The 12,646-nt window shown below is 40.1% G+C and carries 12 protein-coding genes; 10 read left to right on the top strand and 2 right to left on the bottom strand.

What is annotated here, in order from left to right; translation table 11 throughout:
* The first annotated feature begins 250 nt into the window (after positions 1–250).
* The 7 genes from obgE to OS139_RS01115 all read left to right on the top strand — a co-directional run bounded on the left by obgE (position 251) and on the right by OS139_RS01115 (position 7,684).
* A complete protein-coding gene (gene obgE, locus OS139_RS01145; protein ID WP_002295805.1) occupies positions 251–1,564 on the top strand; it encodes a GTPase ObgE in 1,314 nt (437 codons plus the stop codon).
* 220 nt (positions 1,565–1,784) lie between these two features.
* Entirely contained in the window at positions 1,785–2,372 is a 588-nt protein-coding gene (locus OS139_RS01140) for a hypothetical protein (RefSeq protein WP_002295807.1), read from the top strand.
* A gap of 176 nt (positions 2,373–2,548) precedes the next feature.
* Entirely contained in the window at positions 2,549–3,490 is a 942-nt protein-coding gene (gene rnz / locus OS139_RS01135) for a ribonuclease Z (RefSeq protein ID WP_002295809.1), read from the top strand.
* Positions 3,487–4,275, top strand: coding sequence for an SDR family NAD(P)-dependent oxidoreductase (locus tag OS139_RS01130; protein WP_002295810.1), 789 nt, complete (start codon positions 3,487–3,489; stop codon positions 4,273–4,275). The genes rnz and OS139_RS01130 overlap by 4 nt, the downstream gene beginning before the upstream one ends.
* Entirely contained in the window at positions 4,276–4,719 is a 444-nt protein-coding gene (locus OS139_RS01125) for a LapA family protein (protein ID WP_002303793.1), read from the top strand.
* 141 nt (positions 4,720–4,860) lie between these two features.
* Positions 4,861–7,158 carry a single-stranded-DNA-specific exonuclease RecJ gene (gene recJ / locus OS139_RS01120; protein WP_002331801.1) on the top strand — a complete coding sequence of 766 codons (2,298 nt, stop codon included), beginning with the start codon at positions 4,861–4,863 and terminating at the stop codon, positions 7,156–7,158.
* Positions 7,159–7,171: 13 nt separating this feature from the next.
* Positions 7,172–7,684 carry an adenine phosphoribosyltransferase gene (locus OS139_RS01115; protein ID WP_002295813.1) on the top strand — a complete coding sequence of 171 codons (513 nt, stop codon included), beginning with the start codon at positions 7,172–7,174 and terminating at the stop codon, positions 7,682–7,684.
* Positions 7,685–7,971: 287 nt separating this feature from the next.
* Here the strand turns inward: OS139_RS01115 and OS139_RS01110 are convergent, their stop codons facing one another.
* On the bottom strand, positions 7,972–8,190 hold the full coding sequence (locus OS139_RS01110) for a hypothetical protein (RefSeq protein ID WP_002297436.1): 219 nt from the start codon (positions 8,188–8,190) through the stop codon (positions 7,972–7,974).
* Between the two features lie 178 nt (positions 8,191–8,368).
* Complete coding sequence (lexA, locus tag OS139_RS01105) at positions 8,369–8,992, bottom strand: transcriptional repressor LexA (protein WP_002296572.1); 624 nt, start codon at positions 8,990–8,992, stop codon at positions 8,369–8,371.
* A 146-nt stretch (positions 8,993–9,138) separates the two neighbouring features.
* On the opposite strand from lexA, the gene OS139_RS01100 reads away from it, so the two are divergent.
* From OS139_RS01100 to OS139_RS01090, 3 genes are all read left to right on the top strand, one after another.
* Entirely contained in the window at positions 9,139–9,390 is a 252-nt protein-coding gene (locus tag OS139_RS01100; protein ID WP_002295816.1) for a DUF896 family protein, read from the top strand.
* A 101-nt stretch (positions 9,391–9,491) separates the two neighbouring features.
* A complete protein-coding gene (gene tkt, locus OS139_RS01095) occupies positions 9,492–11,489 on the top strand; it encodes a transketolase (protein WP_002331800.1) in 1,998 nt (665 codons plus the stop codon).
* A gap of 245 nt (positions 11,490–11,734) precedes the next feature.
* On the top strand, positions 11,735–12,622 hold the full coding sequence (locus OS139_RS01090) for a glucosaminidase domain-containing protein (protein WP_002331799.1): 888 nt from the start codon (positions 11,735–11,737) through the stop codon (positions 12,620–12,622).
* Positions 12,623–12,646: the final 24 nt, after the last annotated feature.

The following is a 12,646-nucleotide window of genomic DNA, read 5'->3' as shown; positions in this document are numbered from 1 at the left end:
GGCATCCTCAATTAATACAATTAATACACTGTTATTCTGCTACGCAAAGAATATTTTGTCAAAAAATTATACTTGGTAGCAGAAAAAAGGTTGGAAACCTTACCAAATGATAAAAAAAGAAGAAGGTAAACAATCTTTTTGCTGAAATGATAGACAAAATCAGATTTCACCGATAAAATAAGTAAGACTTTTGTTTATTGTGGAAATTCAGGCAGTCAAATAAATAAATGAATAATAGGAGGACTTAATTATGTCCATGTTTTTAGATCAAGTAACGATCGATGTGAAAGCTGGCAAGGGCGGAGACGGAATGGTTGCATTTCGTCGCGAAAAATACGTTCCTGACGGCGGACCGGCTGGCGGAGACGGTGGTCGTGGCGGCGATGTCATCTTGATCGTCGATGAAGGGTTACGTACATTGATGGATTTTCGGTTCAATCGCCATTTCAAAGCGCAGCCAGGTGAAAATGGGATGAGTAAAGGGATGCACGGTCGTGGTTCAGAAGATACCTATGTTAAAGTACCACAAGGAACCACTGTCCGAGATGCGGAGACTGGTGCTCTTTTAGGAGATTTAATTGAAAATGGTCAAACACTAGTTGTGGCAAAAGGTGGACGCGGTGGACGAGGGAATATCCGTTTTGCCTCTCCTCGGAATCCTGCACCGGAAATTGCTGAAAACGGTGAACCAGGACAAGAGCGAAAAATCGAACTAGAATTGAAAGTATTGGCAGACGTTGGACTTGTAGGTTTTCCATCTGTCGGGAAATCGACTTTACTATCCGTTATTTCATCTGCTCGTCCAAAAATCGGCGCTTATCATTTCACGACGCTCGTCCCTAATCTAGGAATGGTTACTACAAGTGATGGCAGAAGTTTTGCCGCAGCAGACTTGCCAGGCTTGATTGAAGGAGCTTCGCAAGGTGTTGGGCTGGGTACACAATTCCTTCGTCATATCGAAAGAACACGAGTAATTTTACATGTGATCGATATGAGTGGGATGGAAGGACGAGATCCTTATGAAGACTATCTTGCCATCAACAAAGAATTATCTACTTATAACTTACGCTTGCTAGAGCGTCCGCAAATCATCGTGGCAAACAAAATGGATATGCCGGATGCACAGGAAAATCTAGTGAAATTCAAAGAACAGCTGAACAAGGAAAAAGAAGATGAATTTGCTGATGACATCCCAGTATTTCCAATTTCTGGAGTGACTCGACAAGGATTGGACGCGTTATTGAATGCTACAGCAGATTTGTTAGAAGTAACGCCAGAATTCCCATTGTACGAAGAAGAACTGGAAGAAGAAACTGTACACTATGGATTCAATCCAGAAGGTCCTGAGTTCCAAATCGATCGTGATTCAGATGCAACGTGGATCTTATCTGGTGAGAAGATCGAAAAATTATTCCAAATGACAAATTTCGATCATGATGAAACAGTGATGCGTTTTGCTCGTCAATTACGTGGTATGGGTGTGGATGAAGCTCTTCGGGCACGCGGTGCGAAAGATGGCGACCTTGTACGTATCGGTGAGTTTGAATTTGAATTTGTCGAATAGGCAAGCAAATAAAAACAAATACCAAAAAATATAGATTCAGATTTAAGGGAGGTTGTGACAGAAGTGGTCAGCTTCAAGAACGTCGTTTATTCGGAAAAAGGAGCTGTGATACGACTTTTGTCACAGCCCTATTTTATTGGAAAAAAAGAGTGCTTTTCTTTTCTTATTTTACAATTAAAGGTAAAATAAATAACAAGAAGGTATGAAAGGGGCGTTTTTAATGAGCAAACGAGTAATCATTTTAAATTTTCAAGTAGAAAGCCAGGCATATCAGGCATTTTCAGAAATCAAAAAGTTACATGCTGTTCGTTCGATTAAAGGAGAACAGATGGCAGTTGTCAGCCATGATCCTAATGGGACACATCAATTCAAAATAGAAGATTTTATCGACTTTACCGGTAATAACAAATCTTCTACGGGTGGATTAATCGGAATGTTGGTTGGTGTATTAGGTGGTCCGCTAGGGATTTTATTAGGATGGTTTGCCGGAGGAATGATCGGTGCGACACAAGATGCCAAAGAAATAAAAGATGCCCAGACCGTGTTCGACTTTGTAGGAAATAAAATCGGTGAAGGAGCTACAGGACTGATCTTGATTGCTGATGAAGAGGACAATCGCCCACTGAATCAATTGGTAATGATGGAATTAGGCGGAGAAATTACCCGCTTGGATTATGAAGATGTCGAAAAAGATGTGCATGATGCGAAAGAAGCTGAAAATCATGCGAAAGAAGCTGCACAAAAGACTTGGAAGGACAAACATCCGCAAACTTCCAACGACAATGAAAGTTCTGGATCTTCAAATTAATAAAAAACAGCAGAGGATCTCAAACGGGTTCGCTGCTGTTTTTATAGTAATTTTCAAAGAAAACGCTATCGCTTTAGAACGTTATTTTTAATTTGAACCCATTCTCGACTTACGGTTGATTATCCCTTCTTTTTACCCTAAAATTAAAGAGGAACTTAAAGAAAGTCAGGTAGATTATGGAATTACAATTTTTAGGAACAGGTGCAGGTGTTCCTGCAAAACATAGAAATGTGACAAGTATAGCATTGAAACTTTTAGACGAGCGCAATGAAGTTTGGTTGTTCGACTGTGGCGAAGGCACGCAAATGCAGATTTTGCGAACGACTATTCGTCCGAGAAAAATCGGTAAAATTTTCATTACACATTTACACGGCGATCATATTTTTGGACTTCCCGGGCTCATCAGTAGCCGGTCATTTCAAGGTGGGGATACGCCATTAGAGATTTACGGGCCAAAAGGGATAGAGGAATACATAAAAGTCTCTTTAGGTATTTCGCAAACGCGTTTAAGTTATCCGCTAAAATTCATTGAGCTAAATGAAACAGCCCCGATTTTTACTGATCAGCAATTTTCTGTTTATACAAAAAAACTAAATCATGGGATCGACAGTTTTGGTTATCGTGTGGTTGAACATGATCATAAAGGAGAATTGCAGGTGGATCGTCTAAAAGAATTAGGTATTCCAGCTGGACCACTGTACGGCAAACTGAAGCAAGGTGAAACGATCCAACTAGAAGATGGGCGAACGATCAATGGAAAAGATTTCGTAGGTCCAGATAAAAAAGGACGAATCGTGACTATTTTAGGCGATACGAGAAAAACACATAATTCCGTTGTGCTTGCGGAAAATAGCGATATTCTGGTACATGAAAGCACATTTAATAAAGATGAAGCAAGAATGGCGCACAACTATTTCCATTCCACGACTCATCAAGCTGCTGAAGTTGCAAAAGAAGCGCAGGCAAAACGGCTGCTACTTACTCATATTAGTGCGAGATATTTAGGAAAAGCAGCTTTAGAGCTTGAAAAAGAAGCACAAGAAGTGTTTGAAAACACGACGATCATGAAAGATTTTGATAGCATTGAGATTCCATTTCGCGAGGAGGAAGAGGCATGAATTTAGAAGATAAAGTTGTTTTAGTAACAGGTAGTTCAGGCGGTCTGGGCGCACAAATCTGTTATGAAGCAGCAAAGCAAGGAGCAATCGTTATAAGTTGCGCACGAAGAATGGCATTTGTAGAAGGTGTCAGAGACGAGTGCAGACGCTTGAGCGGCAAAGAGGCTTATGCTTTCAAGGTAGACGTCAGCAATCCTGAAAGCGTGGACGAATTATATGAAAAGGTGATGGAAGAAGTCGGGCGCGTCGATATTCTGGTAAACAATGCGGGTTTTGGGATTTTCGAAGACTTCCTTACATTCGACCTTGGAAAAGCATACGATATGTTTGAAGTCAACATCTTAGGAATGATGGTTTTGACACAAAAATTTGCGATCGATATGGCAGAAAGAAGACAAGGTCATATCATTAATATCGCCTCTATGGCTGGAAAAATGGCAACTGCAAAATCAACGGTTTATTCTGCCACGAAATTTGCAGTCCTTGGCTTCTCCAACGCTTTGCGATTAGAATTGAAACCACTTGGCGTAGCTGTTACGACAGTGAATCCAGGTCCAATCGAGACAGATTTCTTCGATAAGGCTGATCCAAGCGGAAGCTATTTGGAAAAAGTCGGACAAATCGTTTTAGAACCTGCCAAGTTGGCAAAAATGATCGTCCGCAATATGAGACATCCAAAACGGGAAATCAATCAACCGTTTATTTTAGAAGTTGCATCAAAATTTTATACGCTGTTTCCAACGATTGGTGATTATTTAGCCAGCGGAATTTTTAACAAAAAGTAGGTGAAGGAATTGAAAAAGCAAAGCAATGTGATTCTTGGATTTGTTTTAGTTTTGATTATTGTTCTTTTTGCTGTATTGAACAATAAAAATGTTCCTGTAAGTTTTGGCTTCACTTCCTTTTCTGCGCCATTGATCTTAGTGATCATCGGTTCTGCGCTGATTGGTGCACTGATTGTATTTTTGACTGCTTCGGCAACACTATGGCAGCAAAAAAAGCAAATCAAACAGCTGACTCAGGAAATGTCAGAATATCAAACAGAACTTCAAAAGAAAATTGAAGAAGCAAAAGAAGAACAGCAACGCGAGTTTAGAAACGAACGTGCGGAGTTGGAAGCTGCTTATCAGGCGGAGTTACAAGCGAAAACCGCACAAATCAGTCAATTGAAAGCGCCGGAAGAACAAAAAACTCAATCGCCCAAACAAAGCTTCAATTATTTTGACTAATAGGGATATTTCATAAATGGTCGTACAAAAGATCAGGTCCTGCTGAACATCTGTCTAGCGGATCTGATCTGTTTTTATTCTTTCTTTCTGCTTTTTTTTGCTGATTTCCTTTGCTATAATAACTAAGTTAGGAGTGAGAAAGTGAGACAAGCAAATTTTGATTGGAAGTTAAGCGAGACAGAGCCTTCTGAATCCTTTCTCCAAATGATCCGTGAACTGAAATTATCTCCATTTGTCGGTAAGTTACTGTGGCAAAGAGGTTACCATGAGGAAAAGGATATCAACCGATTTTTACATCCAAAGGAACAAGAATTACATGATCCGTATCTGATGCACGATATGGATAAAGCAATCAGCCGAATCCAAGAAGCTGTAATCAGTGGAGAAAAAATCCTCGTTTACGGTGATTATGACGCAGATGGGATCACCAGTGCAACGGTAATGAAAGAAACACTGGAATTACTTGGTGCAGAAGTAGAAGTATTCCTGCCAAATCGATTTGAGCATGGGTATGGACCAAACCAATCGGTATACCAAGAAAAGATCGAAGAAGGAATCCAGTTGATCATCACTGTTGATAACGGGGTAGCAGGAAATGATGCGGTAGCATACGCTCAGCAAGCTGGTGTAGACGTGATCATTACAGATCATCACGAACTACCTGAGAATTTACCAGACGCTTATGCGATTGTTCACCCTCGTCATCCAGCGGGGCACTATCCATTTCCAGATTTGGCAGGAGTCGGAGTAGCATTCAAAGTAGCTTCTGCATTATTGGAAGAACCGCCTGCAGAATTTTTGGATTTAGTAGCGATAGGAACGATCGCCGATTTAGTTTCATTGACTGATGAGAATCGAATCCTTGTTTCATTAGGAATCGATGCCATTCATCATTCAGAACGGATAGGACTTCAGGCGCTATTTGAAGAAAGCGGCATAAAAATGAGGGATGCAGACGAAACAACGATCGGTTTTTCGATTGCTCCCAGACTAAATGCAATCGGTCGGATGGGCGATCCACGTCCTGCCGTCTCGTTACTTGCGACGTTTGATGAAGAGGAAGCATCCGTTCAAGCAAAAAAATTGAATGAGATCAATGAAGAAAGAAAAGCAATCGTAGAGCAGATAACACAAGAAGCATTAGCGATGGTCAATAAGGAGAATCATATCCATCTATTGGTAAACCGAGGATGGCATGAAGGCGTTTTGGGCATTGTTGCTGGGAAAATAATGAATGAAACGGGTAAACCAACGCTTGTCCTTACTTTAAAAGAAGATGGATCAGCTAAAGGATCTGGACGTAGTATTGAAGCCTTGAATCTTTTTGAAATGCTTGACCAGATGCGAGATTTATTTACTTACTTCGGAGGACATCATGCAGCAGTCGGTTTAACGATGCCAAGTGAAAATGTCACTATACTACAGGAGAAGATGAACCAATATATAGTCGATCATCAAATTGACTTGATGAGAGGGCCTGAGTTGAGAATTGATGAAGTATTGCTGCCAAATGAAGTAACAGTAGAGCGAATTGATGAGCTGAAACTATTGGCGCCATTTGGTACGGATAATCCTTTGCCTCAGTTTTTATTTCGACAAGTCCAAGCAGAAAATATCAAAAAAATCGGAGCAAACCAACAGCATCTGAAATTTGTCCTTTCCGATGCATCGAGTCAGCTTGATGCGGTCGCTTTTGGTTTTGGTACTCAAGAAGAAGAACTGCTGAATAATCAGGTAGATGTGGTAGGAAAGCTTTCGATCAATGAATGGAACGGGCGTAAGAAACCGCAGCTGATGGTATCTGATTTTTCTGTGGGTGGTCTGCAAGTATTTGATTGGCGGGCAAAACGTTTCCGTGAACAGAGCCGAACGTCGGAAGGTAGCCTTTATTTAGCATTTGATTCTTCGACGTTGAAATTCGTGCCTGAGATTATCCAGGAAGCTGCGATTGTTTTCGAAGGACTAGATTCTGTAAAGGCAATAATTGAAAAAAGAAAACCGAACTCTCTAGTTGTTATGGATTGTCCAGATGATTTAGCGGATCTGAAAGAAGTTTTTCGGTCTTATTCATTCAATCGTGTTTATCTGATGGGGATTTCGCCTGATGAGGCCTATTTGAATGGGGTAGGCACAAGAGAACAGTACGCAAAATTGTTTAAACTGATCCATTCTCAAGAACGAATTGATATACGTCATAAAATAAAAGCAATAGCTCAATATTTGCGTATCCCTGAAAAATTATTAATTTTTATGATACAGGTGTTTTTTGAATTGAAATTTGTTACAATAGAGAACGGTGTTTTACAAAAAGTCGCTAGCCCAGAAAGTCATCCTTTGACTGAGAGCAGATTATACCAGCGGCGGCTCAATAAAATCAAAGTTGAGGAATTTTTGCTTTTGAGCGATATTCCTACCATAAAGAAATGGTTAACAACCTAGGAGGAAACAAAGAGTGGATTTAAAAGATTATATTGCCAGTATTCCCGACTATCCGTCAAAAGGAATTGTGTTTCGAGATATTTCCCCACTGATGGCAGATGGTGACGCTTATCGGGAAGCTACGAAGCAAATCGTAAATTATGCAAAAGAAAAACGAATTGATATGGTAGTTGGGCCAGAAGCCCGTGGATTCATCGTAGGATGTCCTGTTGCTTATGAGTTAGGAGTCGGTTTTGCCCCAGTCCGCAAAAAAGGGAAGTTACCTCGAGAAACCATCGAAGTGACTTATGGATTAGAATATGGAACAGATACATTGACATTGCATAAGGATGCCATTAAACCAGGTCAACGTGTGCTAATTTGTGACGATTTACTAGCTACTGGAGGAACAATCAAAGCGACGATCGAACTGATCGAACAATTAGGCGGTGTAGTCGTAGGCTGCGCATTTTTGATCGAATTGATGGATCTTCATGGACGCGACAAAATCAAAGGATATGACATCATTACATTAATGGAATATTAAGCAGAAAAAAGAAGCTATTCTTGATGTTATTCTTAAAGAAGCGATTTTAAAGCGACCCTCAAAAGTCAGATTCTCTATCTGACTTTTGAGGGTCGCTATTTTTTTATAAATGGAAACAAGCAAAGACCAGTAGAAGTTTAAAAAATCACTTTTTCCGCAATTTGACTTAATACCGAAAAACTGGCTTTAGAACACCGTTTATTCGAAAAAAGGATGTGACCGATTTTTGTCACACCTCCGTAAAAGTTTAACTTCTTGTCTTTTGAATAATTAGCAGTCAATCCTTATTATGATTGCCTGGATCTGTAGTAGGGCTCATGATAGAAATGATCTTCATGAATTCTGCGCCGCTCAGATTGACGGTACTTCTTTTCATCCCACAACATGAACCACAAAGTAAATAACGGAACAAACACAAGTAAAGCTGGACGTATGCCGAAATTACCAATAATAATACCTAAAAACAAAACAGTTAATACTAAGCCAAGACGTCTCATTGATTTCATGAATTCTCACCTCGTTAATTTATGCGAACAATTGTTCGTATATTTAGTATACGAATATTTGTTCGGTTTGTAAAGAGGGAAGTGATAAAAATTTGAAAGAAGAAGAACCTGGGCGAAAAAAGAGTTTGAGACCATCGTCTCAAACTCTTTTAAAAAAGTTTTCTTTTATTAGTAGCAATTAATAGATATGACTACGATAAAGTCCTACTACTCGTCCTAATATAGATACTTGATCTAAGATGATTGGTTCGAGCAAGTCGTTTTCAGGCTGCAGACGGAAAAAGTTCTTTTCTTTATAGAATCGTTTGCAAGTCGCTTCGTCCTCGGCAGTCATTGCAATGACAATATCGCCATTTTGAGCAGTTTCTTGCTTCCGAACGATCACGTTGTCACCATCCAAGATCCCAGCATTGATCATACTATCTCCACGAATTGTCAGCATAAAGAGACTGCCTTCTTCGGAAGAAAGATTAGGAGGGATTGGAAAGAAGTCTGAAGCATCCTCTACTGCTAAAATGGGTTCTCCAGCTGTTACGACGCCAAGTACTGGAATAGTTGTTGGACGAATCCCAATCTTTTCTAAACCTTGTTTTGTCAACTCGATTGCACGAGGTTTCGTCGGATCTCTTTGGATAAACCCTTTTTTTTCAAGCCGTGCAAGATGACCGTGAACAGTAGAAGTAGAAGAAAGCTGAACAGCTTCCCCGATTTCACGGACAGTCGGCGGGTATCCTTTTTGGGTTACTTGTTCATGGATATATCGTAAGACTTCGATTTGTCTTGATTCAGTTTGTCGGGCCACAAGGTACACCTTCTTTCACTTGATAAATAAATAGTACCATATAAAAAGCGCTAAATCAAACGAATGTTCGTATTTTATTTAGTTTATCTAGTTGTTTTTTTTTCAGTTTTTATATAATATGAAGGAGAGTAAAAGGAGGGCTGAGCATGCTGTCACCTGAAAAAATAGAGCGGATCAATGAACTTGCACGTAAAAAGAAGGAAAATGGTCTCTCAAAAGCCGAAGAACAAGAACAAATCAACTTACGCAAAGAGTATTTGGAAGCTTTTCGTTCCGGTATGCGTCATCATATCGAAGGAATGAAAGTCGTCGATCCTGAGGGCAATGACGTGACCCCGGAAAAATTAAAAGAAATCCAAAAGAAAAAAGGCTTACACAACCGAAATGACAACTTTTAGTAAAAAATACTGAAAAAGATTGCTTTTTCGTGTGACATCTTATAGAATGAAAGTGTAAGAAATAAAGGTAAAAAAAACCTAAATTAATAGGAGGGGTTATTTTGTTTGACAAAATTGACCAACTTGGCGTTAACACAATTCGTACACTAAGTATTGAAGCAGTCCAAAAAGCAAACTCAGGACATCCTGGATTGCCGATGGGCGCAGCACCTATGGCATATGCGTTATGGACAAAACACCTGAAAGTAAATCCAACGACATCAAAAAACTGGGCTGACCGCGACCGTTTCGTTCTTTCGGCAGGACATGGGTCAGCAATGTTGTATAGCTTGCTTCATTTAGCTGGCTATCAAGTGACAATCGATGATTTGAAACAATTCCGTCAATGGGATTCTAAAACACCAGGACATCCTGAAGTACATCATACAGATGGTGTAGAAGCCACTACAGGGCCATTAGGACAAGGGATTGCAATGGCTGTCGGTATGGCAATGGCAGAAGCGCACCTTGCAGCAACGTATAACAAAGAAAACTTTAATGTGATGGATCACTATACGTATGCAATATGCGGTGACGGAGACTTGATGGAAGGGGTATCTCAAGAAGCAAGTTCGATGGCAGGTCATATGAAACTAGGGAAATTGATCGTTTTATACGATTCAAACGATATTTCACTAGACGGTCCAACTTCAAAAGCTTTCACAGAAAACGTTGGTGCTCGCTATGAAGCATATGGCTGGCAACATATCTTAGTGAAAGACGGAAATGACCTAGAAGCAATCTCTAAAGCGATTGAAGAAGCAAAAGCTGAAACAGACAAACCAACATTGATCGAAGTAAAAACAGTCATCGGCTATGGTGCTCCTAAAGAAGGAACATCTGCTGTTCATGGTGCTCCTATTGGTGAAGATGGCATCAAGATGGCTAAAGAAGTTTATGGTTGGGAGTATCCAGATTTCACTGTTCCAGAAGAAGTAGCTGCCCGCTTCCATCAAACGATGATAGAAGAAGGACAAAAAGCTGAAGATGCATGGAATGAAATGTTTGCCAATTATAAAAAAGCTTATCCTGAATTAGCACAACAATTTGAAGATGCTTTTGATGGCAAACTACCAGAAAACTGGGATGCAGAATTGCCAACTTATGAAGTTGGAAGCAGTCAAGCAAGCCGTGTTTCAAGTAAAGAAGTCATCCAAGAATTATCGAAAGCTATACCAAGCTTCTGGGGTGGTTCAGCGGACTTGTCAGGTTCCAATAATACAATGGTGGCTGCAGATAAAGATTTCACTCCTGAACATTATGAAGGACGCAACATCTGGTTCGGTGTCCGCGAATTTGCAATGGCTTCGGCTATGAATGGTATCCAACTTCATGGCGGAACTCGTATCTACGGTGGAACATTCTTTGTCTTTGTCGATTATCTAAGACCAGCAGTTCGTTTAGCAGCAATCCAACATACTCCTGTTGTTTACGTCTTAACACATGACTCGGTTGCTGTCGGAGAAGACGGACCAACGCACGAACCGATTGAACAACTAGCATCTGTTCGCTGCATGCCTGGTGTTCAAGTGATTCGTCCGGCAGACGGAAATGAAACACGTGCTGCTTGGAAAGTAGCGATGGAGACAACAGATGCGCCTACTATCCTTGTATTGAGTCGTCAAAACCTTCCAGTATTGCCTTCTACAAAAGAAGTAGCAGATGAAATGGTGAAAAAAGGCGCGTATGTTCTTTCTCCATCACAAGGAGAAACACCAGAAGGTATTTTGATTGCAACAGGTTCTGAAGTTGATTTGGCTGTGAAAGCTCAAAAAGAATTGGCTGAAAAAGGCAAAGATGTTTCTGTTGTTTCTATGCCAAGCTTTGACCTCTTTGAAAAACAATCTTCTGAATATAAAGAAAGTGTACTGCCTAAATCAGTGAAGAAACGTGTGGCTATCGAAGCTGCTGCATCATTTGGATGGGAACGCTACGTAGGAACAGAGGGCGCAACGATTACAATCGATCATTTCGGTGCATCTGCCCCTGGCACTAAAATTTTAGAAGAATTTGGATTTACAGTAGAAAATGTCGTGAATACGTACAATCAACTAACATAGATCCAAGCAATTGTTTGACTGATAAGAACAGCTGTCTGCAAGTTGGAGACAGCTGTTCTTTATGTGTTAGAAGAATAAATCAATATTACTTTTCGTTTTCGGCTATGTTACATTTAAATGACAAAACAAAGAATTCTTCGGATTAGTTTGTGTTTCTTGAGAATTAAAAGTATAATTTAATTAATTAAGTTTGTTTTAAGAAGAGAACTTTTTATTAAGTTTTTTTATTTTGAGGAGGAATTTGAATGCAAGAGCTGAAGACCCGCAGTGCCCGGCACCATAGACCTAAAAGAAAAATGGTGATCAATAAAAAAGCGATTGCTCCTTTAATTGGAACGAGTCTTTTAGTTGGGCCGATGATGGTTACAGCGGTACCGCAACATGTTTATGCAGATGAACAAGGATCTCAAACAGTCGCTGATCCTCAAGCGTTTATCGATCAAATCGGCTGGTCTGCGTCAGAAGTTGCTGCAAGTAATGACTTGTATGCTTCAGTCATGATCGCTCAAGCGTTGTTGGAAAGTGCATATGGCACTTCCGGATTAGCTAGTGCGCCAAATTATAATCTATTCGGTGTGAAAGGAAGCTATAACGGACAGGTCGTTTATATGGCAACCAAAGAATATGTAAACGGACAATGGGTAACGATGAATGAACCATTCCGAAAATATTCTTCTTATTGGGAATCCTTCCAAGACCATGCGAATGTTCTTCGTTCAACCAGTTTTTCCACGGGCGATTATCATTATGCTGGCGTGTGGAAAAGCAATACAACAAGTTTTTATGATGCAACAGCGTACTTGACAGGTCGTTATGCTACCGATCCAAATTATGGGGCCAAATTGAACTCATTGATTAATACTTATAATTTAACCCGTTTTGATACGCCATCAACAGGTTCGGCTACAACAACCACAATTACAACAACAACGACTACTACGACGACTTCAACGTCATCATCTTCAACAACAGATGTAAATACAAATAATGGTCAGACATATACAGTCGTGTCAGGTGATACGCTATGGGATATTGCACAAAAATTTGGCATGTCTGTTGATGATCTAATGGCGAAAAATGGCATGTCTATGTCCAGTTATTCTTTATTAGTTGGTCAAGAACTAAACGTTTGATTTAGATAAAAAGGCAAAGAAACT

This window comes from Enterococcus sp. E4-223 (genome assembly GCF_035727065.1).
GTDB classification, from domain to species: Bacteria; Bacillota; Bacilli; order Lactobacillales; family Enterococcaceae; genus Enterococcus_B; species Enterococcus_B faecium.
The sequence above is the reverse complement of the archived record's forward strand: the minus strand, read 5'-3'. Positions and strand labels throughout refer to the sequence as shown.

Bases quoted from the DNA above. Each gene is read 5' to 3' on its own strand.
- OS139_RS01090 (WP_002331799.1), top strand. From the start codon at position 11,735: ATGCAAGAGCTGAAGACCCGCAGTGCCCGGCACCATAGACCTAAAAGA.
- OS139_RS01130 (WP_002295810.1), top strand. From the start codon at position 3,487: ATGAATTTAGAAGATAAAGTTGTTTTAGTAACAGGTAGTTCAGGCGGT.
- rnz (WP_002295809.1), top strand. From the start codon at position 2,549: ATGGAATTACAATTTTTAGGAACAGGTGCAGGTGTTCCTGCAAAACAT.
- OS139_RS01140 (WP_002295807.1), top strand. From the start codon at position 1,785: ATGAGCAAACGAGTAATCATTTTAAATTTTCAAGTAGAAAGCCAGGCA.
- OS139_RS01110 (WP_002297436.1), bottom strand. From the start codon at position 8,190: ATGAAATCAATGAGACGTCTTGGCTTAGTATTAACTGTTTTGTTTTTA.
- obgE (WP_002295805.1), top strand. From the start codon at position 251: ATGTCCATGTTTTTAGATCAAGTAACGATCGATGTGAAAGCTGGCAAG.
- OS139_RS01100 (WP_002295816.1), top strand. From the start codon at position 9,139: ATGCTGTCACCTGAAAAAATAGAGCGGATCAATGAACTTGCACGTAAA.